The sequence below is a fragment of the Rhizobium sp. N324 genome, from assembly GCF_001664485.1.
Classification (GTDB): Bacteria; Pseudomonadota; Alphaproteobacteria; order Rhizobiales; family Rhizobiaceae; genus Rhizobium.
On the sequence record NZ_CP013630.1, the window covers coordinates 1912132 to 1937714 of the forward strand.

The window sequence follows — 25583 nt, forward strand, 5'->3', positions numbered from 1 at the left end:
GGCCCGTTGCTGGGAGGTGAGCCGCAGTCTCGAAGCGGAAAATAGGTCTGGCCCGCTATCGAAAAAACGGTGATAATGTCGATCGAAATTATCGATGGAATGGATGGTATGCTTCCGAACCCGACTTTGGACCAATTGCAGGTATTTTTGACCGTCGCCGAGACCGGCAGCTTTTCGGCCGCGTCGCGGGCGTTGAACCGGGCGCAGTCGGTCGTCAGCTATACGATCGCCAATCTGGAGGCCCAGCTTGAAATGCCGCTTTTCGAGCGCTCCGGCGCCCGACAGCCGAAGCTGACGGCGGCGGGCAAGGCGATGCTGGAGGATGCGCGCCGTATCCTCGGCGACCTGCAGGTCATGCGGGCACGCGTCAAGAGCCTGAAGGAAGGGCTCGAAGCGGAGGTCTCCGTCGCCATCAGCGTCATGGTGCCGTCAAAGGCGGTGGTCGATGTCCTTCACGAATTCCGCGAGATGTTCCCGTCCGTTTCGCTGAACCTCAACGTCGGCGAGCTTGGAATGGTCATGGATCTGGTCATGAGCGGCAAGGCGACGATCGGCATCGGTGGCGCGGTGCTGAAGCAGGCCGATTCCGTCGTCACCGAGCGGATCGGCCATTCCTTCATGATGCCGGTCGCCGCGCGCAATCATCCGCTTGGCGGGATCGATCGGCCGTTGACGCTCGGCGACGTGCGCGAGGAAGTGCAACTTGTCGTCACCGATGCATCCGGCCTGACGAAGGGGCGCGATTTCAACGTTCTGTCCTACAAAACCTGGCGTGTCAGCGATATCGCGACGAAGCATCAGCTGATCAAGGCAGGCCTCGGCTGGGGCGGCCTCCCGGCGTCCCTCATCCATGACGATCTCCTGAGCGGCGCGCTCGTCCATCTCGATCTGGATGCCTACGAACAGGGGGAGTATCCGATCTATTCGCTGCGCCGGCTCGCCAACCCGCCCGGACCTGCCGCCACCTGGATGATCGACGCCTTCCGAACGAGGCTTACCCATTGCCCGAGCCAGGCGGATTTCCACGCTCAGATCGCTGAGCTGCGCGAACCCGTAATCCCGCTTGCGGCCGAATGAGGAAGGCGCGGGTGCGCCTTCCTCGAAATTTCCTTGCCCTTACAGGACGAGCCTGAACTTCGAGAAGCCCTCGGCGCCGTCGCCGGCATCCTCGATCTTGACGCTCTTGACTGCCGAGAGGAAGTGCTTTGCCTTCGGGCCGCTTTCGAAGGTCGCCGTCGTGCCCGGCAGCGGCTTGAAGGTCCAGTTCGCATCGGCCGACGGATTGATCGTGCCCTGGTCGTGGACATAGCGGACGATGACGTCGCGGTTGGTGTCCGGCGCCTGGAAAATCACCTTGTCGGCTGCGATCTCCGGGAAACTGCCGCCGCCGCCGGCGCGGTAATTGTTGGTGACGACGACGAACTTCTGCGCCGGATCGATCGGCTTGCCGTCGAAGCCGAGGTTCTGGATGCGGTTGGCATCCGGATTGATCGCCTTGCCTGAGGAATCATATTTCGGCGGCTGCGACAGGTCGATCTGGTAGGTCACGCCGTCGATGACGTCGAAATTGTAAGACGGGAAGTCGGCATTGAGCAGCGGCGCATCCTTCGCGCCGGCCTCGATGTGATTGAACATGCCGGCCGACATTTCCAGCCAGTTCTTCACTTGGGCGCCGGTGATGGCGACGGCCTGCACCGTATTCGGGTAGAGATAGAGGTCGGCGACGTTCTTGATGGCGATATCGCCGGCCGGGACGTCGGTATAATAGTCGGCGCCGCCACGGCCGCCTGCCTTGAAGGGGGCCGCCGCTGAAAGCACCGGCAGATCCTTGTACTTGGTGTCGGCCAGCATCTGCTTGATGTACCAGGTCTGGGCCTGGCTGACGACCTGCACGGAAGGATCGTCGGCGACGAGCGCGAAGTAGGAATAGAGCGGTGCCGACGTCTTGCCGACCGGGGTGCGGACATAGGCAAGGGTGGCCTCGTGCTCGGCCTTGGCGGCTTCGACCACGTCCTTCTTGTCGGCGTAATCGGCGACCACCTTCTTCTTGTCGTCGCGATGGTAGATCGGCCGTGCTTCCGAGGTGAAATCGACGATCTTCCAGCCGTTGCCGTCCTTTTCGAGCAGCAGGTCGATGAGGCCGAGATGCGAGCCCCAGAAGCCGGCCATCACGGCGGGCTTGCCATGCAGCGTGCCCTTGACGGGATCGGCATTGGCGATGCCGTCCCAGCTCTTCGGGCCGGGAAAGACGAGATGCTGGTGGCCGGTGAAGATCGCGTCGATCCCGTCGACGGCGGCAAGATGCAGCGAGGCGTTTTCCATCTTTTCGGATGGCGCGGCGCCATCGATGCCGGAATGGGAGAGCGCGATGACGATATCGGCGCCGGCTTCCTTCATCGCCGGAACCCAGGCCTTGGCGGCCTCGACGATATCGCGGGTCTGCGCCTTGCCTTCGAGGTTCTTGATATCCCAGAGCATGATCTGCGGCGGCACGAAGCCGATGAAGCCGATCTTCACCGGGCTCTCCCTGCCGGCGCCGTCTTTGATCTGCTTTTCCACGATGATGTAGGGCTTGAAGAAGAGATCGTCCTGCTTCGGATCCGAGGCGAGTTGGCCCTTGGTCAGGTTGGCGCAGACGAAGGGAAAGTTTGCGCCGGAGAGGACCTTGAACATGAAGTCGAGGCCATAATTGAACTCGTGATTGCCGAGCGTCCCGACAGTGTAGCCGAGCGTGTTCATCGCCTTGATCACCGGATGGACGTCGCCGTCCTTCATGCCGTGCTGATAGGCCATGTAGTCGCCCATCGGATTGCCCTGTAGCACGTCGCCATTGTCGATCAGTAGCGAGTTGACGGCCTCTGCGCGGATATTGTCGATGATCGTTCCGGTGCGCGACAGTCCCATCGTGTCGTTCGGCTTGTCGGCGTAATAGTCATAGGGGAAGACGTTGACGTGAATATCCGTCGTTTCCATCAGACGGAGATGGGCCTGGTTGGCGCTGGCACGGGCGCTGAAGGGATGCAGCAGCACCAGGGCGGAGGTGGCGGCAAGGCCGCCGAGCAGGGAACGGCGGCTCATGACGCCAACGTCGAAAATGGAAGACATCGAAACTCTCCTATAGGGATCATGCATCGTCCGGCCCGTCAGAATTAGGACGATTTGGCGAGGAGTACACATCAAAAGTGACAGGACGGCAAAACAATCCGTCGTGGACGCGGCATGGCTGCGAAATGCAATTCATGCTGCAGTCGGGCTGCCGGGGACAGGATCAATTATAGGCTCAGTGCCAGACTGCCCCAGCCGGGGGCGGTCGATCTGGACGTCGACGTCGGCCGCTGCGGCTGGAACGATCTCAACCGCATCTTCGGCGCGAAGGCGGTCAGCGTGACGGTTTCGGCGTCGACGTTGCCAAATGAGGTGGGCGGTCGCCGCTGGTCGCGGCCCTAAGCTGACGCACCGCCAGCACCGGTCGTATCTCTTTATGAAAAAAGCGAAAATAGGAGGAGACCTGTGCCCGCGCATTCGAATTCACATCGAACTGGATGCCGATGCGGCCGTTGTGCTTCCAGCGGATGATGCCTTCCAGCAGCCCGATATTTTCAGCCTCGATGCGCACTTTGCTGCCGGAAGCGGCATGGAGCGGCGTCTTCGTCTCCAGCGCGGCGCCGGTTGCCGACAGGTTAAGGATGCGGACATCCACCTCGCTATTCAAATATTTGACGCTGCCGAAGACGCGACAGTTTTTGCGGTCGGCCTTGCGGGCTGTAATTTTCAAATTGTGGCTCATATGTTCTCCCTCGAATATAATGGGGAGCATAGCGCACGAAAATTGAAATGGTTTTAGGGGCTTGGCTAAAATTGCAGTGAAATCATCACCTACCCGCGGCCGTCTTGCGGCCCACCACATGTTCGCGCCAAATGGTGAAGATGCCGGCGCAAACGACGATCACCGAGCCGATGATCGTGTTGATACTGAGCGTTTCGTCATAGATCGTCACACCGATGATCGAGGCGTAGACCAGTGACAGATAGGTGAGCGGCTGAACCGCGGCGGCATCGAGAAGATCGTAGGCGCGGATCAGGAAATAATGGCTGGAAATGCTGGTCATGCAGACGAGCGCCATCCAGCCCCAGTCTCCCGCAGACATAGAGCTCCAGTAGAACGGGCCGATGAGGGTCATCGTGATGCCGCCGATGACGCCGGTATAGAAGAAGCTGGTCATCGATGAATCATCGCGGCTGACGAGGCGGGTGGCGATGACATAGAAGGCGAAGTTGAAACAGGAAATAATGGCCAGAAGCAGTTTCACATCGAAAAACTCGCCTTCCGGCTTCAGGATCAGCAGCACCCCGAATAGTCCGGTGCCGATCGCTGCCCACCGCCGCCACCCGACCCGCTCGCCGAGAATCGGCATCGCCAGCAGCGCGATCAGGATCGGCGTCGCGGAAAAGATCGCCTGTGAACGGGCAAGGCCGATCACGGCAAAACAGGTGATGGCCAGAACCACCTGAACCGCAAGCAGAATGCCGCGTATCACCTGCAGGTAGGGGCGCTTGGTGCGGGCGGTCGCCTTGATACCGCCGCGCATCTTCGAGGCGAGGATGATGGTGAACAGCGCGAAGGCCCAGTAGCGAATCATCGTCACGAAGATCGGCGGGTAGGTCGACGCCAGATGTTTCGAGATGGCGTCCTGCAGAGAGAAGATGGTGATCGCCAGCAGAGCGAAAATATAACCGTGGGTCTTCGATGTCATGATATGCCGTTGAGCGGGAAACACCGAAAGTCTGGGCAGGCTTTCCGCCAATATGCAAGGCCTCAAAGCCCGACATTCGGCTTGTCGATGATTTCTCTGAGCGCGAAACTGGAATTGATCTTGACGACGTGGGGCAGGGCCGAGAGCCAGTCACGATGGATGCGCTCGTAATCCTCAAGGTCGCGGGCAGCGACCCTGAGAATATAGTCGTATTCGCCCGACATCAGGTAACAGACGAGCACGTTCGGGCAGAGCTTCACCGCCGCCTCGAATTCCGCCAGCGTCTTGGCGAACTGGCCGGAGAGCGAGATATGCACGATGGCGATCATCTTGTAGTCGAGCGCCTTGTGCGAAAGCCGCGCGTGATAGCCGCCGATGACGCCGCTTCTCTCCAGAATGTCGAGCCGGCGCGAACAGGCCGAAGGCGACAGGCCGATCCGTTCGGCAAGCTCGGCATTGGTGATGCGGGCATTGGCCTGCAAAGTCCGGAGAATCGCAAGATCGATGGTATCGAGATCGGCCATTCGAATAACCTTCGAATTAAGAGGCATTGAGCGCAATAATCACCGAAAAATCACCTATTGGCAAATCGTCTTTGCAAGGACATTTCGCTGTCTTGATGGTTGGATTCCTCATCCGAAAAATCCGCGGCCGCGGAGATAAAATGAGAGGAACGCCAATGCGTGTCGGTTGCCCGAAGGAAATCAAGAATCATGAATATCGCGTCGGCCTGACGCCGGCTTCGGTGCGCGAATACGTCGCCCATGGCCATGAAGTCTGGGTGGAGACGAAGGCGGGTACCGGCATCGGCGCCGATGACGCCGCTTATGCCGCGGCCGGCGCGAAGATCGCCGCCTCCGCCAAGGATATCTTTGAAAAATGCGACATGATCGTCAAGGTAAAGGAGCCGCAGCCCTCCGAATGGGCGCAGCTGCGCGACGGTCAGCTTCTCTATACCTATCTGCATCTGGCGCCCGATCCGGAACAGACCAAGGGTCTGATTGCCTCCGGCGTCACCGCGATCGCCTATGAGACGGTAACCGACGAGCGCGGCGGCCTGCCGCTGCTGGCGCCGATGTCGGAAGTTGCCGGCCGCCTGTCGATCCAGGCGGGCGCGACCGCGCTGCAGAAGGCCAATGGCGGCCTCGGCGTCCTGCTCGGCGGCGTGCCCGGCGTGCTGCCGGCCAAGGTCGCAGTCATCGGTGGCGGCGTCGTCGGCCTGCATGCCGCGCGGATGGCCGCCGGCCTTGGCGCCGATGTCAGCATTCTCGACCGGTCGCTGCCGCGCCTGCGCCAACTCGACGATATCTTTGCCGGCCGCATTCACACGCGTTATTCCAGCATCCAGGCGCTGGAAGAGGAGGTCTTCTCGGCCGATCTCATCATCGGCGCCGTGCTGATCCCCGGTGCCGCCGCGCCGAAACTCGTCACCCGCGAAATGCTGTCCGGCATGAAAAAGGGCGCCGTCATCGTCGACGTCGCCATCGACCAGGGCGGCTGCTTCGAGACTTCGCATGCGACGACCCATTCCGACCCGACCTACGAGGTCGAGGGCGTGGTGCATTATTGCGTCGCTAACATGCCGGGCGCTGTCCCCGTCACTTCGGCGCATGCGCTGAACAATGCGACGCTGGTTCACGGCCTGGCGCTTGCCGATCGCGGCCTGCGCGCCATCGCCGAAGACAAGCACCTGAGGAACGGCCTCAATGTGCATAAGGGCCGCATTACCAACAAGCCGGTTGCCGAGGCGCTTGGCTACGAGGCCTTCGCGCCGGAGAGTGTGCTTAACGTAGCGTAAGCTGCTTGACTCAAGGTCAGGTTAAGGCGCCGGTCTCCGCAAAGGCCGGCGTCTTTACCTTGTCGATCCGGCACTGGAAGCAGTTGTTGCGCGCCGAGCGCACATGCACGTAAGCGATACCAGGCCGCGCCAGCAATGTCTCGGCATAGGCCGGAATATCGGCAATCTCGGTCACCGCCCCGGTGCCGTAGACGATACGGTCGTTCTCGCCATAGCCACGGACGATGAAGTCGGGACTGGTCGTCAGCACCGGCGGCAGTATCTCTTCGGCGGCGTAGCGCTTGCAAGGTTGCTTGTGCAGGAAAATCGGCCCGGTCTCGGCATAGGGCTGCAGCTCCGGGAAGGGCCGGTAGGCGAAAACCAGAAACTCGTCGCCCTCTTCGATATCCTGCAGGCAATGGCGGCACGGGTTGCCGTCACCGTCCGATATCATCGTCTCGGGAAGGTTGTCATAGGCGTCGCGGCCGCCGTTCCAGAGGGCCTCGGCATCGGCAGTCGGCATGGCGGAAAAACGAATGGCGGTCATGGCAAATCTCCTTGTGATCGCCATGAAATTGCACCCGGGCGGTTGCCCAAGCCACCCGATTCTTGCGCGTTGCCAATTGTCGCCGGCTCATCAACGATTGGTGGAGAATTTCCACCTCTCCTCCCTCATTCCTGTGCTCGTCACAGGAATCCAGTGCGCCCAAGTCCTTGGGTGCGATAGACTTTTTCGGTTATGGTATTGCTTCATTCACGGCGCGGACGCGCCGTGGCTGGATTCCTGTGACAGGCACAGGAATGAGGAGGAGAGGTGGGGCGTTCACCGCATAGCCTAGGTATCTAAGTGGTCATTAGGCAGACAGATGCACCGGAAAAGCAGCCCAAACCCTCAGCCTTTCCGGGCCATCTCCAGCAACTCTTTGTCGCTGAGCGGCCGGACAATGCCGGTGCCTGTGGAGACCGGGGAGAAGCCGTACATCTGATAGAGTTGCAGCGCGCGCGGGTGGTCGAGATTGTTGGTGGTGGTGGTGACCCGCTTTGGATTGAGCGACCAGATGGCGTAGAGCGCCTGCAGCAGAAACCATTTGCCGATGCCGAGGCCGAGCGCATGTTCGATCAGGCCGAAATGGCTGAGCTCGATCGTATCCTCGTCCTCGCAGAAATATTCGTAGAAACCGGCGGGCGCGCCATTCACATAGAGAACGCTGATATTGTTGCGCTTGTCGTTCAGCGTCTGGGCAAGTTGCTCGTCGCTCATGCGCAGCCGGTCCACCCATTGCCAGCGCGCGCCGACCTGCCGGTAGAGATAGCGATAGAACGGCAGCGGGATCGCCGGCGCGCGCATGATCGCCGTCTGGATATTGACGGGCACCGGCATGCTTGCCTTCGGCGCCGCCGTCATTTCGAGCCGCGTGATGTGAGCTTTCAAAGAAGCAGGTGTCTTCCCCATGGCGATCAGGCTTCAACCGGTGCCGGCGGACCGGTGACGATGGGCGTGTCGTCACGGCTGCCCCATTCGCTCCACGAGCCGTCGTAAAGCTTGTTGTCGTGATGGCCGAGCGATTCCAGCGCCAGCGTGATGATGGCGGCGGTGATGCCCGAGCCGCAGGAGGTGACGACCGGCTTGGAAAGATCGATGCCGGCATCCTCGATGGTCTGGCGCAGTTCGGACAGCGATTTGAACCGGCCCTGGTTGGCGAAGACACCGGAGGGCAGGCTGCGGGCGCCCGGCATATGGCCGGAGCGCATGCCGGCGCGCGGCTCGGGCTCGGCGGCGGCAAAGCGGCCGGCGCTGCGGGCGTCGGCGATCTGCATCGCGCCGCTTGCGACGATGTCGCGCATCGTATCGAGCGTCACCACGCGGCTCGCGTCGAAATCGGGCGTGAAGACCGCCGCCGCAGGACTGGGCACCGCGGTTTCGAGCGGACGACCCTCGGCCTTCCAGCCGTCGAGGCCGCCGTCGAGCACGAAGACGTTCCTGGCCCCCATCACCCGGAACAGCCACCAGACCCGCGGCGAGGCGAACAGGCCGATGCCGTCATAGACGACGATGCGATCGTTCTCGCTGATGCCGAGCCGGCCGACTTCGGCAGCGAAATAATCGGGCGAGGGGATCGTGTGCGGCAACGACGTCGAATGGTCGGCGATCTTGTCCTGATCGAAGCGGATGGCGCCGGGAATATGGCCGGCCGCATATTCGGCGTCGGCATCGCGTTTCTGCGCCGGCAGGTAGAAGGAGGCGTCCAGCACGCGCAGATCCGGTTTGCCGAGCTCGGCCTGCAGCCAATCGGCCGACACGACGAAACGGCTCTTGGTCTCACTCATGATGCTCTCCCTTGATGCTCAGGCTTCGTCGCCGGGCATGCCGAAACGGATGCGGAAGCGCCGGTTCTCCTTGCCCTTCTTCTCGATCTTGGCGATGTGAATCTGGCCGACTTCCTGTGTCTCGGAGACATGTGTGCCGCCGCAGGGCTGGCTGTCAATCGAGGAGTTTTCGCCGATGCAGACGAGGCTGACGCGCCCGAGCCCGATTGGTGGGCGCACGTTCTTCGATTTGACGATATCGGGATTGGCGGCAAGTTCCTCGTCGGTGATCCATTGCAGATAGACCGGATGGTTCTGACCGACCAGTTCCATCAGCTTTGCCGTAACCTCGTCCTTGTCGATCGTCTCGCTCATGTCGAAATCGACGCGGCTTTCCTCCTCGCCGACGGCAGCCCCGGTGACCGGATAAGAGCAGACGACCGACAGCAGATGGCAGGCCGTGTGCATGCGCATCAGCCTGTAGCGGCGCAGCCAGTCGACATGCAGCACCAGCGTCTCGCCGACCACAGGCCGCGGCTCGTTTTCAAGCGGCACGTGGATAACAATATCCTTGCTCGGACCATGTTTCGTCTGGCCAAGCGCGATCTTGCTGCCGTCGGCGCGTTCCAGTTCTCCGGTATCACCCGGCTGGCCGCCCGACGTCGCATAGAAGCAGGTCTGGTCGAGTTCAATGCCTCCGTCCTCGTGCACGGCGATGACGACCGCCTCGCATGTCGAGAGATAGAAGTCGTCACGATAGAGGGCATTGACGGGCATGGGGTCTCACGCGGGTTCGTAGGGCACGTCTATATCGGGCGAGTTGGCCATCCAGCCCGGAACCGGCAGCCCCTTCGAGGTCAGGAAATCAGGGTTGAAGAGCTTCGACTGATAGCGGTTGCCGTAGTCGCAGAGGATCGTCACCACCGTGTGGCCGGGGCCGAGATCCCGAGCGAGTTTGACCGCGCCGGCAATGTTGATCGCCGTCGAGCCGCCAAGGCACAGGCCCTCGTTTTCGACGAGATCGAAAAGATAGGGAAGCGCTTCGGCATCGGAGACCTGATAGGAAAAATCGGGAGTGAAGCCTTCGAGATTGGCGGTGATGCGGCCCTGGCCGATGCCCTCGGTGATCGAGGAGCCCTCGGATTTCAGTGTGCCGTTCTGATAGAACTCATAAAGAGCAGCACCGTCGGGATCGGCGATGCCGATCTTGATATCCGCCTTGAAAGCCTTGAGGCCGGCAGCCACACCGGCCAGCGTGCCGCCGGAGCCGACCGAGCAGATGAAGCCGTCGACCTTGCCGTCGGTATCGTTCCAGATTTCTCGAGCGGTCGTTTCGACATGCGCCTGGCGGTTGGCGACATTGTCGAACTGGTTTGCCCAGATCGCCCCATTCGGCTCGGTCTTCGCCAGCTGCTCGGCGAGCCGGCCGGAAACCTTCACATAATTGTTCGGGTTCTTGTAGGGAACGGCGGGCACCTCGACGAGTTCGGCGCCGAGCAGTTTCAGCGCGTCCTTCTTTTCCTGGCTCTGCGTTTCGGGGATGACGATGACGGTGCGGTAGCCGAGCGCCTTGGCGACCAGCGTCAGCCCGATGCCGGTATTGCCGGCCGTGCCTTCGACGATGACGCCGCCGGGCCGAAGCAAGCCCTTCCGCTCTGCGTCGCGGATGATGTAGAGCGCGGCCCGATCCTTTACCGACTGGCCGGGGTTTAGGAACTCCGCCTTGCCGAGGATGGTGCAGCCGGTCGTCGCCGACGCGCCCTTGAGTTTGATCAGGGGCGTATTGCCTATGGCTTCGAGGACGGAAGGGTGGAAGGTCATGGAATCTGCCTCTATTCGAACTCTTACTTTAGGAACGGTCTTTTCCCTTCACAAGGCTGAGTTGGCAAGAAATGCTATTCCACGCCTCTGTCGGGCACGATAAAATTTGGCCTTCGTCCCCCGAAATGACGCATGGCCCGCAATCCCGCCACGCGCAGGGTGATCCGAAGATTGACTTTCCCCGTACGGATGACGACAAAGCGAAACGGAGCGCGGCAACGGGGCGTGACCAAAACCGGCATGATTGACGAGCAGATCGACACGATCGATGCATTGATGGCGCATTATGTCGCCGGCTCCTTGCCCGAGCCGGCGCATGTACTGGTGCGGTCCCATCTCGAAATGAAGCCGGACAATCGCAGCCTGGTGGACAGCCTCGAGTTGCTGGCGGGGGAGGCGCTCGAAAGTGCGTCCGGCACCGCCATTGCCGACCGCGACCGGCGGCTTCAGGCGATCTTTTCCTCCGCCGCTCCGGTAGCGGCGCCACGGGCGGCCGCACGGCCGGAGAACGCGCTGTTTCCCCAGGCATTACGTGATCTCGTCGGCTTCGAAGCCGAGAATGTGCCCTGGCGCCGGCGGTTGCCGGGCTTCAAGGACTATTGCCTTGAGATGGACGGCTGTGAGGTCAGCCTGATGTGGATCCGTCCAGGCCGCGCCCTGCCGGCCCACACCCACAAAGGCATGGAACTGATCCTCATCCTCGACGGCGCCTTCAACGATGAACGCGGCCGTTTCGGCCCCGGCGACATCTCCATTGCCGACGAGACGGTCGACCACCGGCCGGTCGCCGAAAAGGACAGGCCCTGCATCGCCTTTGCCGTTTCGGACGGCCCGGTCAGGCTGACGGGATCCTTTCGTCAGATGATCGGCGACCTGATCGGCTGAAAGCAGCCACAATGGTGTGATAGAGCCATAAATCCGGGAGCAACAGAAACTTCCGGAGCTGTTTTCGTGTTGGTCAGGCAGAGCCGGAGGAAGATGTCATGCGTGATTTCATCGCTCGTCCCGAACATGGAATCGTCTGGATCACCGGGGCGAGCTCCGGTATCGGCCGGGCGCTTGCGCTGAAGCTCGCGGCCGAGGGATACAAGATTGCCGTTACCGCCAGACGTCACGAAAAGCTGGTCGAGCTGCAGGCCGAAGCCCGCGGCCTTTCCGGCAGCATCGCCGTTCTCGACGGCGACGTGACCGATGCCGAGGACATGGAACATATCATGGCCTCCATCGAATATCAGCACGGCACGCTCGCCATGGCGATCCTCAATGCCGGCGTCTATCTGCCGGTTCATGCCGAGGATATGAACCGCGCCGATTTCGAGAAAAGCTTTGCCGTCAATCTTTCCGGCGTCGTCAACTGTCTGTTGCCGGCGATCGGCCATATGAAGACGAAGGGGCAGGGGCAGATCGCCATCGTCTCCGCCGTCAACGGCTATGGCGGCCTGCCAACAGGGGCGGCCTATGGCGCCACCAAGGCGGCTCTGATCAATATGGCCGAAAGCCTGAAATTCGATCTCGACAAGATCGGCATCCGCATCCAACTCGTCAGCCCCGGTTTCGTCGATACGCCGGCAACGCGGAAGAGCGCCTTTCCCACGCCGGCGCTGATATCGGTGGAGGAGGCCGCCCGGGAGATTGCCGCCGGTCTGAAAACACAGGCTTTCGAGATCACCTTCCCGAAGCGCTTCGCCACCATGCTGAAGCTGGCGCGCCTGCTGCCCTATGGGGCTTATTTCCCGCTGGTGAACCGCGTAACCGGCTGGCGGGAGCGGCCTCCATCGGCCGGTCACCATCCGGTGACGCCGCATCTGGCGGAATGATCACCGGCGCGAAAACACCACTTGGCGCACATCGATATTGCGGGCGCGGAAACCGGCCTCGCAATAGAACAGATAGAATTCCCAGAGCCGCTTGAAACGCTCGTCGAAACCCATCGGGCGGATACGTTCCCACACCGACCAGAAGCGCTCGCGCCATTCGGCCAGCGTGCGGGCATAGTCGAGTCCGAAACCGAAATCCTTGTCCAGCGACAGATCGACCTTGCCGGCAAGTTCCGCCAGGTGATTGCGCGTCGGCAGCATGCCGCCGGGAAAGACATATTTCTGGATGAAGTCGGGATTGCTGCGATATTGGTCGAAGGATTCCGGCTGGATGGTGATGATCTGCAGGCCGGCCTTGCCGCCCGGCTTCAGACATTGCCTGAGTTTGGAAAAATAGGACGGCCAGTATTTCTCGCCGACCGCTTCGAACATTTCGATCGAGACGATCCGATCATAAAGCCCGACCTCGTCGCGGTAATCCTGGAAGCGGAATTCGACGCGGTCGCCAAGGCCGGCCTTGCGGATGCGCTCTTCGGCGAAGGCGAGCTGCTCGCGGCTGATCGTCAGCCCGGTCACCTTGCAGTTCAGCTCGCCTGCCGCGAATTCGGCAAAACCGCCCCAGCCGCAGCCGATCTCCAGCACGTGATCCCCAGGCCCGATGCCGGTCGCCTCGGCGAGCGCGCGGTATTTGGCATTCTGTGCCGATTGCAGATCGTTGGCCCCGGTGGAATAGAGTGCCGAGGAATAGGTCATGCTCGGATCGAGCCATTGCCTGTAGAAATCGTTGCCGAGATCGTAATGGGCAGAGATGTTGCGCTTCGAGCCCGTCCTGGTGTTGGTGTTCATCCAATGGCGGACGCGCTCGAGCAGGCGGCCAAGGCCGCCCTTGCCATGCGCATAGCTGAAGGCGGCCTCGCCGTTGACAAGAAAGAGTTCGAGAAAGGCGGTGATATCAGGGCTGTCCCAGTCGCCGTCCATATAGGTTTCGGCAACCCCGATCGTGCCGCTGGCAAGCGCCCGATAGGCGAGGTTCCAGTTGTGGAGGCTGAGAGCCGCTTTCGGCCCGGCCTTCTTGCCCTCGACCAGCAGCCTGCGGCCGTCGGGGAGCGTGACGGCGAGCGAACCGTGCTGCATGTGCAGAAGTCCGCGCAGCGCCAGCTTTGCCTTGAAGGGCAGACCCTTCGCCATGCGGGACATGTTTTCGGCCGTCAGCGTCACCGCATCACGAGCCAGCAGATTCCAGTCCTGCGCCTTGCTCATCTCTCCTCCTCCAGCATTTTCTTGCCGGTTAGGGACGACGAAGCACCCTCTCTTATTCGCGCGGCCGCCCCCCGGCCATTGCATCGAAGGCTACCGCATAATTCCCGAAATCGGAACAGATTTAACCGGCCCGGCGCGGGGAGCTGCGCGTCGATGCGCTATCTTTGGTGGCGTTATAAGCTGCGAGTGCCCGGCTGCGCGCGCTCGCGTGGTCGACGATCGGTTTCGGATAGGTTTGGCCAAGCGTGATGCCTGCCTCGGCGAGCATGCTTCTCGGCGCTTCGAACGGCCGGTGGATGTATTTTGCCCCGAGTTCCCGAAGCTCCGGCACGTAAGCCCTGATATAATCGCCGTCCGGATCGAAGGTCTGGCCCTGCAGCACCGGATTGAAGATGCGGAAGAAGGGGGAGGCATCGGCTCCCGAGCCCGCCACCCACTGCCAGCTTGCCGCATTGTTGGCGGGATCGGCATCGACCAGCGTGTCGCGAAACCAGGCTTCGCCCCGGCGCCAGTCGACCATCAGGTCCTTGATGAGGAAGGAGGCGACGATCATGCGCACGCGATTGTGCATCCAGCCATGGCGCCAGAGCTGGCGCATGCCGGCATCGACGATCGGGTAGCCCGTAAGTCCCCGGCGCCACGCGTTGAAATCACCATCATCGTTGCGCCATTCGAAGCCGTCGAAACGATTGTTCCAGTTCTCGGAGGCAAGCTTCGGGAAATGGAACAACAGGTGATAGGAGAATTCGCGCCAGGCGATCTCCTTGCGGAAATGGACGGTATCGGCCGCCGATACGCGTTTTGACAGACCGCGTGTCGCATCCCAGATGCGGGCAGGGGAGATCTCGCCGAGCGCCAGATGCGGCGACAGCATCGATGTCGCCTGCTTCGCCGGAAAGTCGCGGTTTTCCTTGTAGCCGTCGAGGGCGTCCTCGACGAAGGCGCGGAGCCTCTCCTTTGCGCCATGCTCGCCCGGCGTCCAGAGATCGCTAAAATTCTTCGCCCAGTCGGGCTTCATAGGCAGCAGCTTCCAGCTCTCCAGCGGTTCCGACTTCGCAAGCTCCGATGCCAGCCGCAGTTTCGCCGGCGGGTCCAGCGGCGGCTCCGGTTCGCCGGCGCCCTCCAGCGCCCGCCAGAATGGCGTATAAACGCGATAGGACGTGCCATTGCCGGTCATCAGCCGGGATGGTTCGTGCAGCAGCTGGCCGCCGAAGCTTCTTGTCTCGATCGCCTGCTTTTCCAATTCCTGCTTGATGCGGATGTCGATGGATATTCCTGACGGATCGTAGCGGCGGTTCCAGAAGACGGCTTCGGCACCGCTCTCTCGGATCAAAGCGCAGAGCACCTGAAGCGCCTCGCCGCTGGCAAGCACCAGCCGTCCCTGCCGCTGGCGCAGCGACGTATCCAGCGCCTCAAGCGAATGGTGAAGCCACCAGGCCTGCGCAGCGCCCAATGGGCCGGCGCCCGGCGCGGGCTCGCTGATATAGACGGGGATGATCGGTCGCCCGGAGAGATGGGCAGCGTTCAGCGCCTGGTTATCGTCGAGGCGCAAATCCTTGCGAAACCACAGAATGACAGGTTGTGCCGCGTCTTTTGTCAATGAAACCATTCCCTGCATGTGTTCCCTGCTACGGCTCTACGGAACGGCCGGATCAAAAGTTTCATCCGGAAGAATGCTTTCATCGCTGTCGCCATATGAAAAGGCCGGCGTGAACCGGCCTTTTCTGACAGTGGAGAGCCGCGCTTTAGTTGTCGTATTCGCGGCAGGCTTCGCTGATCGATGCGCCGCTCTGACCGCCGCGTGTGTCGACGCCGGACATCTGTTGCGGCATGCCGGGGCATTCCATCGTTTGCGGTCGACCGATGCTCTGTGTGGTGGTCGGATCGACCGGCGCGGCCTGCACCGGATACATGCCGTTGTCACTGTTGGTGTAATCCGACGAATAGTTACCCGAACTTGGATCGGTCGAGCCGCCGTTCGTCGGCCCGATCGTGTCAGGGTTCGACTGGGCAAAGGCCGACGATGCCATGCCGATCGCGAGCAGCGACGCGGCAATGAGGGACTTGGTCATGAGGATATCCTCCTTTGATTTTCATCTTGGGTGGCCCTCGGCTAACTGCCTGTCGGAACCATTGTTCCAAAGTTTTGCGAAAAACCTGCACGCACGCCTTGCATGGTTACGCATAAACCTTAACCGCCGAAGCCGCTGGATCGTCGCTGCCGCCTGCCTTAGGGACATGCTGAAACGCTAGAAATCAGCTGCATGAGGCCGCTATGTTCGTTTCCCCTCGCGAGGCCGCAGATCTCGGTCTCCAGATCGCCCTTGCACTCGCCCTGACGGCAAGCGGCATGGCAATCGCGTCCTCTGCCATGGGCGGCCAGAAGCCCGGTATCTCGGCGATCGACATCAGCCGCCCCTCGCTATGGACCGCCATTCCCAAGCGCATCGATCCGACGACACAGGCCTATCTGCGCGCCGACGCTCCGGCCGGACCGGAACTCGCCGGCGGCACCGACGACCTCTGCCACGATCCGATCGGCCTTCGCCTTTCCTGTGATCTGATTGCCACCTCCGGCATAGCGGCTTTTTAGCGGCGGCAGTTTTGGGGCGTCGCCTCTTCCTGCCGAAGCTTGCAAAAGGGGGTGATTTGCCGTTTCATTGCGCAATAGCGACCACATCCGTCCGACTCTTTTCCTGAAGGATTCAGCCTTTTGTCCCTGCCGATGCCCCGCGGCTTCGAGAAGCCTTATGCCGCCTTCCTGTTCGATATGGACGGCACCATCCTCAATTCGATCAAAGCGGCCGAGCGTGTCTGGAGCGACTGGGCAAGGCGGCACGGGCTCGATGTCGCCGACTTTTTGCCGAAGATGCATGGATCGCGCGGCATCGACACCATCACCCGGTTGAACCTGCCAGGCGTCGATCCAGAACATGAGGCCAGACTGGTGACCGAGGCGGAGATCGCCGACGTCAGCGATGTCGTTGCCATCTCGGGTGCCGCGGCCTTCCTGAGTTCGCTGCCGCCGGATCGCTGGGCGATCGTCACCTCCTCACCCTTGCGTCTTGCCCGCCGGCGGCTGGAGGCGGCAGGCCTGTCGCTGCCGAAATTCATAGTGACGGCGGAGGACGTCAAGGTCGGAAAACCCGACCCGCAATGTTATATTCTGGGCGCCGAACGCCTTGGCGTCAGCACGCGGGACTGCCTGGTGTTCGAAGATGTCGCCGCCGGCATTGCTGCCGGCGAGGCGGCGGGCGCTGATGTCATGGTCGTCACGGCGACCCATCATGACAAGCTGGAAACGGCCCACCCGACCCTCGCATCCTATGACGAGATCTCGATGCGCATCTCAGCCGACCATAAGATGTTCATCGTGCCGAACGCGGCCTGATAGCAGCCGCGTTTCCGGCCTCTCACTCCGCGGCCGCGGCAAGACAGCGATCGATGATCCTGCCGATTTCGCCGCGGCAGGAGCCGCAATTGGTGCCGGCGCTGGTTTCCTTGCCGACCGCCTCGACGCTGTGGCATCCGCCGCGCACGGCGGCCGCGATCTGGTTGACCCCGACGCTGAAGCAGGAACAGACGGTGGCGCCTGGATCCGGCCTTCCGGCCCCGGGACGGCCCGCGACGAGCGCAAAGCGTTTCCTCAAATCGCCGTGTGCGATGGAGAGCTGCGAGATCGCCCAGTTGCGCGCGACCGCAACCGGCTCGCGAGCGAGGAACAGCGCGGCAAGCAGGGTCTCGCCGTCGAAGAAAGCAAGCCTGAGGTCGCCGGATTGCCGGTCGGCGTAACCCAGCGGTTCGATCTCATCGGGAATGGCGAAAACCGACCGGCACCAGCCCGTCCAGTCGTCGACGGCCTGGTCGAAGGCAAGCTCCAGCCGCCAGCCGCCTTCGGCTTTCGCCAGCGCCCAATAGGCGGCGTCGGGCGTTACGGGTTTTGTCGCCGAGACGGCGAAACCGTAATGGGTAGCGGGGAAGGGCCGGACGGCGACGGCGACGTTTTTCGACGCCGGCTGACCGGAAACGGGATCGGTGATCGGCGCGACCACGGCGTCGATCCGCGCCTTTGCCGCGAACTGGTCGTTCCAGTGCATCGGCGCAAAGATGCCGCCGCGCGCCTGACGATCGGTCACCAGCGCCCGGACGATCGCCTTGCCGTGGGGACTGTCGATCTCGACGAGGCCGGCGCTCGATATGCCGGTCTCGATCGCGTCGCGCGGATGGATCTCGGCAAAGGGTTCGGCGATATGGGCGGAAAGCCGCGCGCTCTTCCCGGTTCGCGTCATCGTGTGCCACTGGTCGCGGATGCGCCCGGTATTCAGCGTGAAGGGGAAGTCGGCATTGGTGCGATCTGTTGACGGCGGCTCCACAGCGACAAAGCGCGCCTTGCCGTCGGCGTGGTAGAAACCGCCATCGGCGAAGAAGCGGGTGACGCCGGGTTCTGTGCCTGCCGCCTGCGGCCACTGGAAGGGCGACAGTTCGTCATAGGCGGCACCTGAGATACCGGCGCGGGCGCCGATGTCGAAATCGCGGCTGCCGTTGTTTTCGAAGGCGGAAAGGGCGGCGTGTTCGGCGAAGATTTCGGTCGGCGCGTCGAAATCGAAGGCGGCAGCAAATCCCATACGGCGTCCGACTTCCGCAAGCTGCCACCAGTCGGCTTTCGCATCGCCGGGAGCGCCGAGAAATGGCCGCTGCCTGGAAATGCGCCGCTCGGAGTTGGTGACGGTGCCGTCCTTCTCGCCCCAGCCGAGCGAGGGCAGAAGCACATCTGCATGCCGGGCCGTATCCGTCTCTCTCAGGATGTCGGAGACGACGACAAAGGGACAGGCGGCGATCGCGCTTTCGACGCTGTTCGCATCCGGCATCGAGACGACGGGATTGGTGGCCATGATCCAGAGCGCCTTGATGCGCCCATCGGCCACGGCGCGGAACATGTCGACCGCTTTCAAACCGGGTTTTGCGGCGATGACCGGCGATTGCCAAAAGCGCTGCACCCGGTCGCGGTCTTCAGGATTTTCGATCGCCATATGGGCGGCGAGCATGTTGGCGAGACCGCCGACCTCGCGCCCGCCCATGGCGTTCGGCTGGCCGGTCAGCGAGAACGGGCCCATGCCCGGCCGGCCGATGCGGCCGGTCGCCAGATGGCAGTTGAGGATGGCATTGACCTTGTCGGTGCCGGAGGAGGATTGGTTGACGCCCTGGCTGTAGCAGGTGACGACTTTTTGCGTCGTCTCGAACAGACGGAAAAATTCACGGATCTGCATGGCCGGCAGGCCGGTCCGTTCCAGCAGATCGTTGATATCAAGTGCTGCGGCTGAAGCAAAGGCGCCGGCGAAGCCTTCGGTGTGCGAGGCGATATAATTCTGGTCGATCGCAGGGCTTGTCGCGAGATGCGCAAGCAGCCCCATGAACAGCGCGACATCGCCGTCCGGACGGATGGCCAGATGCAGATCGGCGATATCGCATGTCATCGTCCGGCGCGGATCGATGACGACGATGCGCATGTTCGGCCGCGACGCCTTTGCGGCGGCCAGCCGCTGGTAGATGACGGGATGACACCAGGCGAGGTTGGAGCCGGTGAGCACCACCAGATCCGCGAGTTCGATATCCTCGTAGGTCCCCGGCACCGTATCGGCGCCGAAGGCGCGGCGATGCCCGGCCACGGACGAGGACATGCAGAGCCTGGAATTGGTGTCGATATTGGCCGAGCCGATGAAGCCCTTCATCAGCTTGTTGGCGAGGTAATAATCTTCGGTCAGCAGCTGGCCGGAGACGTAGAAGGCGACGGAATCAGGCCCGTGTTCGGCGATGGTTTCGGAAAAACGCCGGGCGACCAGATCGAGCGCCTCGTCCCAGCCGCTGCGTGCGCCTGCGATTTCGGGATAAAGAAGCCGGCCGTCGAGATCGATGGTTTCGGCAAGCGCCGAACCTTTCGAGCAGAGCCGGCCGAAATTCGACGGATGCTCGGGATCGCCCTTGACGCTGACGGCGCCGGCTTCGTCGACCGTGGCGATAACGCCGCAGCCGACGCCGCAATAGGGGCAGGTGGTCTTGACCTCAGCCGCCATTATTCAGCCGCCATCAACAGGCTTTCGAGCGCGATGAACAGGGCGCCGTCCTCATTGCGGACCGGTATGGTCCGTACCTCGCCCTGGTCGGCGCCGAGCGCCTTGCCGGTTTCGAGAGAGATCACCCAGTTGTGCAGCGGGCAGGTCACCGCCTTGGCATGCACGATGCCTTGAGAGAGCGGGCCGCCTTTGTGGGGGCAGTGATCCTCGATGGCGAAGACCTCGTTTTCGGCCGTGCGGAAGACGGCGATCTTGCCTTGCGGCGTCTTCACGCAGCGTGCACCGCGCAAGGGGATGTCGGAGATGTCGCCGATTGGATGCCAGTTTTCTTTGGGCCAGTTCATGTCCATCTCCTTATTCGGCAGCCTGCGGATAGCCGATCGTCGCCATCGGCTTGAACTCGTGCTTGTCCTTGCCGGAAACACGCTCCGACCAGGGATCGACCTGGGCAAATTTCTGGCTGAAGACGAAGCGCTCGTAATAGGCTTTGCGCTTTTCGGCATCGCCCATGATCTGGCGGCGGATTTCCTCCAGGCCGACGCGCTTGGCCCATTTGTAGATGCGCTCGAGATAGCGGGCCTGTTCCCGATACATCTGCGTCAGCGCCACGATATGCTTCAGCGCCTCGTCCTCGGTCTTCACCAGGCCGAGCACCTCGGTGCCCTTGATGTCGAGGCCGGCGGCACCGGCGAAATGGATCTCGAAACCGGAATCCACGCAGATCACGCCGATATCCTTGCAGGTTGCTTCGGCGCAGTTGCGCGGGCAGCCGGACACGGCCAGTTTCAGCTTGGCCGGGGTCCATGAGCCCCACATGAATTTCTCGATGCGGATGCCGAGACCGGTCGAATCCTGGGTGCCGAAGCGGCACCAGTCCGAACCGACGCAGGTTTTCACGGTGCGCAGGCCCTTGGCATAGGCCTGGCCGGACACGAAGCCGGCCTTGCCGAGATCGGCCCAGACGGCGGGCAGGTCTTCCTTCTCGATGCCGAGCAGGTCGATACGCTGGCCGCCTGTTACCTTGACCATCGGGATTTCGAACTTGTCGACGACATCGGCGATGGCGCGCAGCTCGTTCGAATTGGTGACGCCGCCCCACATGCGCGGAACGACGGAGTAGGTGCCGTCCTTCTGGATGTTGGCGTGGACGCGCTCATTGATGAAACGCGACTGGTAGTCGTCGGCATATTCGTCCGGCCAGTCGCTGACTAGGTAGTAGTTGAGCGCCGGCCGACACTTGGCGCAGCCGCAGGAGGTCTTCCATTCCAATTCCTGCATGACGGCAGGAATGCTCTTCAGACCCTTGGCCTTGATCAGGCGGCGAACGTCGTCATGGCCGAGTTCGGTGCAGGTGCACATCGGCTGCACGGCGGCCGGATTGTAGCCGTCGCCGAGCGTCAGCGCCATCAGTTGTTCGACGAGGCCGGTGCAGGAGCCGCACGAGGCGGATGCCTTGGTATGGGCGCGCACGTCGTCAAGCGACGTCAGCCCTTTGCTCGTGATCGTCGAGGTAATCTTACCCTTGCATACGCCGTTGCAGCCACAAATCTCCGCGTCATCCGGCAAGGCTGCAACGGCCGCCATAGGGTCCAGCGGCGACCCTCCCTGGTAGGCCTGACCGAAGATCAGCGTCTCGCGCATCTCCGAAATATCGGTGGCCTTCTTCTTCAGATCGTTGAACCAGGCGCCGTCGGCGGTCTCGCCGTACAGCACGGTTCCGATGATCTTGTTGTCTTTCAGCACGAGGCGCTTGTAGACGCCGGCTGAAGCATCGCGCAGCACGATCTCCTCGCGGTCGTCGCCATCGGCGAAATCACCGAGCGAATAAAGCTCGATACCGGTGACCTTCAGCTTGGTCGGCGTGTCCGCATGCACGAAAGCCGGGGAACGGTCGTCCGAGAGATGTGCCGCGGCAATGCGGGCCATTTCGTAGAGCGGCGCGACGAGGCCGTAGACCATGCCGCCCACCTCGGCGCATTCGCCGAGCGCAAAGATATCGCCGTCCGAGGTCTGCATGCCGGCATCGACGACGATGCCGCGATTGACCGCAAGGCCGGCGTCCTTCGCCAGGCCGACGCTCGGACGAATGCCGACGGCCATGACGACGAGGGTCGCCGGGATGATGCGGCCGTCGTCGAGTTCGATGCCTTCGACCTTGCCATTGCCGATAATCGCCTTGGTATTGGCCTTGCAGATGACCTTGATGCCGCGTTCCTCGACCGCCTTCTGCAAGAGATAGCCGGCCGCGGGATCGAGCTGGCGCTCCATCAGCGTCGGCATGACGTGCAGCACGGTGACGTCCATGCCGCGCTGGGCAAGGCCGGCCGCCGCTTCGAGGCCAAGCAGGCCGCCGCCGATGACGACGGCCTTTTCGCGCGACTGGGCGGCAAGCAGCATCGCCTGCACGTCGTCGAGATCGCGATAGGTGATGACGCCGGGCAGATCCTTGCCGGGAACCGGGATAATGAACGGCACCGAACCGGTGGCGATCACCAGCTTGTCGTAGCTTTCGGTGACGCCGTGATCGGAGGTGACGGTCTTGGCGACACGATCGATATTGACGATCTTGTGGCCCTTGTAGAGCATGATGCCGTGTTTGATGTACCAGCCGTCACCGTGAATGATGATCTGCTCGTAGTCCTTTTCGCCGGAGAGAACCGGCGACAGCATGATGCGGTCGTAATTGACGCGCGGCTCAGCATTGAAGATCGTAACTTCATAGCGTCCGGGCGCCCGTTCGAGGAGGTGCTCCAGCATGCGCCCGGGCGCCATGCCATTGCCGATGATGACGAGTTTTTCTGTCATATTTCCAAATCCTTAGATCAGGTTGCAGCCACGGGCGCCGAGTGCCCTTGGCGCGACAATTGCTTCACGGACAGGTGCATCCAGACGAGCGAGATCGCGACGATTGCGAAGAGCAGCAGGAAGCAGCTGGACCAAAGGCCGGTCATGTCCTTGAGGAAACCGAAGGCGATCGGCAGGATAAAGCCGCCGAGACCGCCCATCATCCCGACGATGCCGCCGACGGCGCCGACGCTTTCGGGATAGTAGGCCGGGATGTGTTTGAAGACGGCGGCCTTGCCGAGGCTCATGAAGAAGCCGAGCACGAAGATGACGACGATGAAGATCACAGGGGTGATGGTCGTCGCCGGCAGGGACAGAATGAGCGTGGCCACGGCCGACACGGCCAGCATCGCATACATCACGCTGCGCGCACCCTTCTTGTCCGACAGCACGCCACCGAAAGCGCGGAAGATGCTGCCCGGGATGGAGTAGGCAGCCGCGATCATGCCGGCAGTTTCGAGGTTGAAGCCGTAGACGCCGACCAGGTAGCGCGGCAGCCACAGGGACAGGGCGACGAAGCCACCGAAGGCGAAGAAATAGTAGAGGGAGAAACGCCAGACCTGAACATTCTGCAGCGGCGCGAATTCCTCGGCGAAACTTTTGGAGGCGACGCTGCGCTCGCGGCGAAGACGGAAGGCCGGATCGTCCGATGTGGTGAACCAGAAGACGATTGCCATCAGCGCCAGACAGACGGCCCAGATTTCCGCAACCGCCTGCCAGCCCCAGGCGAGCAGAACGAAGGGTGCGGCGAATTTGGTTACGGCTGCGCCGACATTGCCGGCGCCGAAGATGCCGAGCGCCGTTCCCTGCTTTTCCGCCGGGAAGAAGGGCGAGACGTAGGCGACACCGACGGCGAAGGAGCCGCCGGCAAGCCCAACGCCAAGGCCGGCGATCAGCATCTGCGTATAAGTCTGGGCGTAGGAAAGGAGAAAGGTCGCCAATGCGGCGGCAAGCATGGTGAGCGTGTAAACCAGACGGCCGCCGTAACGTCCCGTCCAGATGCCGAGGACGATGCGCACGAGCGAGCCGGTGAGAACCGGGGTGCCGACCAGCAATCCGAACTCGGCCTCGTTCAAGCCGAGGTCCTGCTTGATGCGGATGCCGATGATCGCAAAGATCGTCCAGACCGCGAAACAGAGGGTGAAAGCGACTGTGGAGATCCACAATGCTTTGGCTGGTTCGCCGTCGGACATGGGCTGCACTTTCTCGATGACAGACATGGCTTCTCCGTGACCCGACAAAGGTCGGGCCGATCCATCGCTGGGGGTTAAAAACAAAAAGCCGCTGGTCAGGCTGCGCAGGCACGAGGCGCGCGAAATATCCTGATCAGCGGCTTTGCTGGTAGCGCCCGCCGTTGGACGCCGAATTCATGGTCTGATGCGAGCGCCTATTGGGCTCTCATACTGCGCTGATCGCCATTGATCTGTGCGGTAATAGCCTTGCAAGCTGCGTGCCAGTTTGGTGTCTTTGATTTAAGGTATTGAATAGAAATGATATTTTTAACATCCGGCCATTTGCTCGTTTTTGCGGCTGCCAAAAACCGTGCAAATCTTTTGTGCGTTGCAGTGAGCGCGTGCGGCAAATTTTGCTGGCGTTTTGTGCAGGCCGGCCTGGATCAGGTCTCATCGCTGTGAGAAGCGAAGGGCAGGGCGCTCTTGACGGCAAAGCGGGCCACATAGTCCGGCAACTGCCCCGGATCGAAGACATGGCCGTCCATGAAGCGGTCGCCCTCGTCATTACCTTCGATGCGGATATCGGCGTCATCGGGCGCGTTGGCGTCGCCGAGCGCCGTGCGATAGAGATCCGAGCGGTAGGCGGACGCGGCGGCGCGCGCCTTGCTAAGGCTGGTCTCGGCCTGTCCCCAGCGGATCATCTGGCTGTAGATCCACAGCGCATGGCTTGGCCGGGGATAGTTGGCGAAGCCGGAATGGAACTGGAAGTAATCGGCAATGACGCGGCGGTTGCCCCTGGCGTCGAGGCTGAATTCGCCGGCGAGAACACGGCGAATGATCTCGACGGGTGCGGCGATATAGCGGGGATCGGCAAGAACTGCTGCCAGCGCGTCGTGATTATCCGCCCGGTCGCACCAGCGGGCTGCCGCGTCGAGCGCCACGATCAGCCGGGAAACGGTCTCCGGATGGCCTTCGGCCCAATCCGGCCGCATGCCGATCACCTTTTCCGGGGCCGACGGCCAGATATCCTGTTTGGCGGCGACTATGCGGCCGAGACCGCGCTCCGAGGCGACCATATTCCACGGCGCGCCGACGCAGAAACCGTCGATTGCGCCAGCTGCCAGGGCATCCGAGGTCAGCGGCGGCGGCACGACGACGAGCTTGACGTCCCTGTCGGGATCGATGCCGCCGGCCGCCAGCCAGTAGCGGAATTCGTAATTGTGCGAGGAGAAGGGATAGGTGACCCCGAAGGTCGGCAGCGGCTCGCCGCGCGCTTTGATCGCTGCCAGTGTCTTCGCCAAAGCCTGGGCATTGTCGAGCGCATTTGCCGTTTCCGGCAATCCCGCATCATCCCGCATCCTGTCGAAAAGCCGCGTCGACAGCGTGATCGCATTGCCGCCCCGCCCCAGCGAAAACGGTGTGATCGTCGGCGAGGGATTGGAGCCGAGGCCGAGCATGGAGGCGACCGGCATCGGCGACAGCATATGGGCGATGTCGAACTGGCGGAACGCCAGGCGGTCGCGCACATTCGCCCAGGAGACGTCCTTGACGAGATCGAGCGTCAGGCCTTCCTTCTGCGCGAATCCGAATTCCGCCGCCGCAATCAAAACCGACGCGTCGACGAGCGGAATGAAACCGGCCCGCAGCACTTTCGGCCCTTCGTCGTTGATGCGTGCGGGCGAGGGTAGCTCGCCGCCGGATTTGGCGGTCGTCGTCATCATATCCACTCCGGTTTCCTCCGGAAATCTAAGAAGCCTGCC

General features: G+C 62.1%; 23 protein-coding genes. 6 read left to right on the forward strand and 17 right to left on the reverse strand.

Features of this window, described 5'->3' with window-relative positions; all coding sequences use genetic code 11:
* The first annotated feature begins 108 nt into the window (after nucleotides 1-108).
* Nucleotides 109-1077, forward strand: a complete 969-nt coding sequence (locus AMK05_RS09180) for a LysR family transcriptional regulator (RefSeq protein ID WP_064841317.1) — start codon at nucleotides 109-111, stop codon at nucleotides 1075-1077.
* A gap of 39 nt (nucleotides 1078-1116) precedes the next feature.
* Here the strand turns inward: AMK05_RS09180 and AMK05_RS09185 are convergent, their stop codons facing one another.
* The 4 genes from AMK05_RS09185 to AMK05_RS09200 form a co-directional block, all read right to left on the reverse strand.
* On the reverse strand, nucleotides 1117-3105 hold the full coding sequence (locus tag AMK05_RS09185) for a bifunctional 2',3'-cyclic-nucleotide 2'-phosphodiesterase/3'-nucleotidase (protein ID WP_064838186.1): 1989 nt from the start codon (nucleotides 3103-3105) through the stop codon (nucleotides 1117-1119).
* Nucleotides 3106-3379: 274 nt separating this feature from the next.
* The gene (locus tag AMK05_RS09190) at nucleotides 3380-3787 is read right to left on the reverse strand and encodes a PilZ domain-containing protein (protein ID WP_049734219.1); all 408 of its coding nucleotides are present in this window, start codon (nucleotides 3785-3787) and stop codon (nucleotides 3380-3382) included.
* Between the two features lie 85 nt (nucleotides 3788-3872).
* Nucleotides 3873-4754, reverse strand: a complete 882-nt coding sequence (locus AMK05_RS09195) for a DMT family transporter (RefSeq protein ID WP_064841318.1) — start codon at nucleotides 4752-4754, stop codon at nucleotides 3873-3875.
* A 62-nt stretch (nucleotides 4755-4816) separates the two neighbouring features.
* On the reverse strand, nucleotides 4817-5278 hold the full coding sequence (locus AMK05_RS09200) for an Lrp/AsnC family transcriptional regulator (RefSeq protein ID WP_049734221.1): 462 nt from the start codon (nucleotides 5276-5278) through the stop codon (nucleotides 4817-4819).
* A gap of 155 nt (nucleotides 5279-5433) precedes the next feature.
* Between AMK05_RS09200 and ald the strand changes: the two genes are divergently transcribed.
* Complete coding sequence (gene ald / locus AMK05_RS09205) at nucleotides 5434-6552, forward strand: alanine dehydrogenase (protein ID WP_064838187.1); 1119 nt, start codon at nucleotides 5434-5436, stop codon at nucleotides 6550-6552.
* Between the two features lie 16 nt (nucleotides 6553-6568).
* Here ald and AMK05_RS09210 read toward each other — a convergent pair whose 3' ends face one another.
* From AMK05_RS09210 to AMK05_RS09235, 5 genes are all read right to left on the reverse strand, one after another.
* Entirely contained in the window at nucleotides 6569-7078 is a 510-nt protein-coding gene (locus tag AMK05_RS09210; protein ID WP_064838188.1) for a DUF1203 domain-containing protein, read from the reverse strand.
* Nucleotides 7079-7423: 345 nt separating this feature from the next.
* Nucleotides 7424-7984, reverse strand: coding sequence for a GNAT family N-acetyltransferase (locus AMK05_RS09220; protein WP_049734224.1), 561 nt, complete (start codon nucleotides 7982-7984; stop codon nucleotides 7424-7426).
* Nucleotides 7985-7989: 5 nt separating this feature from the next.
* The gene (sseA, locus tag AMK05_RS09225) at nucleotides 7990-8859 is read right to left on the reverse strand and encodes a 3-mercaptopyruvate sulfurtransferase (RefSeq protein ID WP_064838189.1); all 870 of its coding nucleotides are present in this window, start codon (nucleotides 8857-8859) and stop codon (nucleotides 7990-7992) included.
* An 18-nt stretch (nucleotides 8860-8877) separates the two neighbouring features.
* On the reverse strand, nucleotides 8878-9615 hold the full coding sequence (locus AMK05_RS09230; RefSeq protein WP_064838190.1) for an alanyl-tRNA editing protein: 738 nt from the start codon (nucleotides 9613-9615) through the stop codon (nucleotides 8878-8880).
* 6 nt (nucleotides 9616-9621) lie between these two features.
* Complete coding sequence (locus AMK05_RS09235) at nucleotides 9622-10659, reverse strand: cysteine synthase A (protein WP_064838191.1); 1038 nt, start codon at nucleotides 10657-10659, stop codon at nucleotides 9622-9624.
* A gap of 225 nt (nucleotides 10660-10884) precedes the next feature.
* On the opposite strand from AMK05_RS09235, the gene AMK05_RS09240 reads away from it, so the two are divergent.
* Nucleotides 10885-11544, forward strand: coding sequence for a ChrR family anti-sigma-E factor (locus AMK05_RS09240; RefSeq protein ID WP_171899765.1), 660 nt, complete (start codon nucleotides 10885-10887; stop codon nucleotides 11542-11544).
* Between the two features lie 98 nt (nucleotides 11545-11642).
* Nucleotides 11643-12476 (forward strand): SDR family NAD(P)-dependent oxidoreductase, encoded by an 834-nt coding sequence (locus AMK05_RS09245; protein ID WP_064838192.1) that lies wholly within the window; start codon nucleotides 11643-11645, stop codon nucleotides 12474-12476.
* Here the strand turns inward: AMK05_RS09245 and AMK05_RS09250 are convergent, their stop codons facing one another.
* From AMK05_RS09250 to AMK05_RS09260, 3 genes are all read right to left on the reverse strand, one after another.
* The gene (locus AMK05_RS09250) at nucleotides 12477-13736 is read right to left on the reverse strand and encodes an SAM-dependent methyltransferase (protein ID WP_064838193.1); all 1260 of its coding nucleotides are present in this window, start codon (nucleotides 13734-13736) and stop codon (nucleotides 12477-12479) included. It lies immediately after the preceding gene.
* A gap of 121 nt (nucleotides 13737-13857) precedes the next feature.
* Nucleotides 13858-15336: a cryptochrome/photolyase family protein gene (locus tag AMK05_RS09255; RefSeq protein WP_064841321.1), complete on the reverse strand. Its 1479-nt coding sequence runs from the start codon at nucleotides 15334-15336 to the stop codon at nucleotides 13858-13860.
* Between the two features lie 145 nt (nucleotides 15337-15481).
* Nucleotides 15482-15808: a hypothetical protein gene (locus AMK05_RS09260; protein WP_064838194.1), complete on the reverse strand. Its 327-nt coding sequence runs from the start codon at nucleotides 15806-15808 to the stop codon at nucleotides 15482-15484.
* Nucleotides 15809-16011: 203 nt separating this feature from the next.
* Here AMK05_RS09260 and AMK05_RS09265 point away from each other — a divergent pair, with 203 nt between their 5' ends.
* Both AMK05_RS09265 and AMK05_RS09270 read left to right on the forward strand, forming a co-directional pair.
* Nucleotides 16012-16329 (forward strand): hypothetical protein, encoded by a 318-nt coding sequence (locus AMK05_RS09265; protein ID WP_064838195.1) that lies wholly within the window; start codon nucleotides 16012-16014, stop codon nucleotides 16327-16329.
* Between the two features lie 120 nt (nucleotides 16330-16449).
* Nucleotides 16450-17127 carry an HAD-IA family hydrolase gene (locus AMK05_RS09270; protein WP_064838196.1) on the forward strand — a complete coding sequence of 226 codons (678 nt, stop codon included), beginning with the start codon at nucleotides 16450-16452 and terminating at the stop codon, nucleotides 17125-17127.
* Nucleotides 17128-17149: 22 nt separating this feature from the next.
* Here the strand turns inward: AMK05_RS09270 and AMK05_RS09275 are convergent, their stop codons facing one another.
* The 5 genes from AMK05_RS09275 to AMK05_RS09295 all read right to left on the reverse strand — a co-directional run bounded on the left by AMK05_RS09275 (nucleotide 17150) and on the right by AMK05_RS09295 (nucleotide 25550).
* The gene (locus AMK05_RS09275; RefSeq protein WP_064838197.1) at nucleotides 17150-19807 is read right to left on the reverse strand and encodes a nitrate reductase; all 2658 of its coding nucleotides are present in this window, start codon (nucleotides 19805-19807) and stop codon (nucleotides 17150-17152) included.
* On the reverse strand, nucleotides 19807-20157 hold the full coding sequence (nirD, locus tag AMK05_RS09280) for a nitrite reductase small subunit NirD (protein WP_064838198.1): 351 nt from the start codon (nucleotides 20155-20157) through the stop codon (nucleotides 19807-19809). Before nirD ends, AMK05_RS09275 begins: the two co-directional genes overlap by 1 nt.
* 4 nt (nucleotides 20158-20161) lie before the next feature.
* Nucleotides 20162-22612 carry a nitrite reductase large subunit NirB gene (gene nirB, locus AMK05_RS09285; protein WP_064838199.1) on the reverse strand — a complete coding sequence of 817 codons (2451 nt, stop codon included), beginning with the start codon at nucleotides 22610-22612 and terminating at the stop codon, nucleotides 20162-20164.
* Between the two features lie 17 nt (nucleotides 22613-22629).
* Nucleotides 22630-23871, reverse strand: coding sequence for an MFS transporter (locus AMK05_RS09290; protein ID WP_064838200.1), 1242 nt, complete (start codon nucleotides 23869-23871; stop codon nucleotides 22630-22632).
* Between the two features lie 395 nt (nucleotides 23872-24266).
* Nucleotides 24267-25550, reverse strand: coding sequence for a CmpA/NrtA family ABC transporter substrate-binding protein (locus AMK05_RS09295; protein WP_094447768.1), 1284 nt, complete (start codon nucleotides 25548-25550; stop codon nucleotides 24267-24269).
* Nucleotides 25551-25583: the final 33 nt, after the last annotated feature.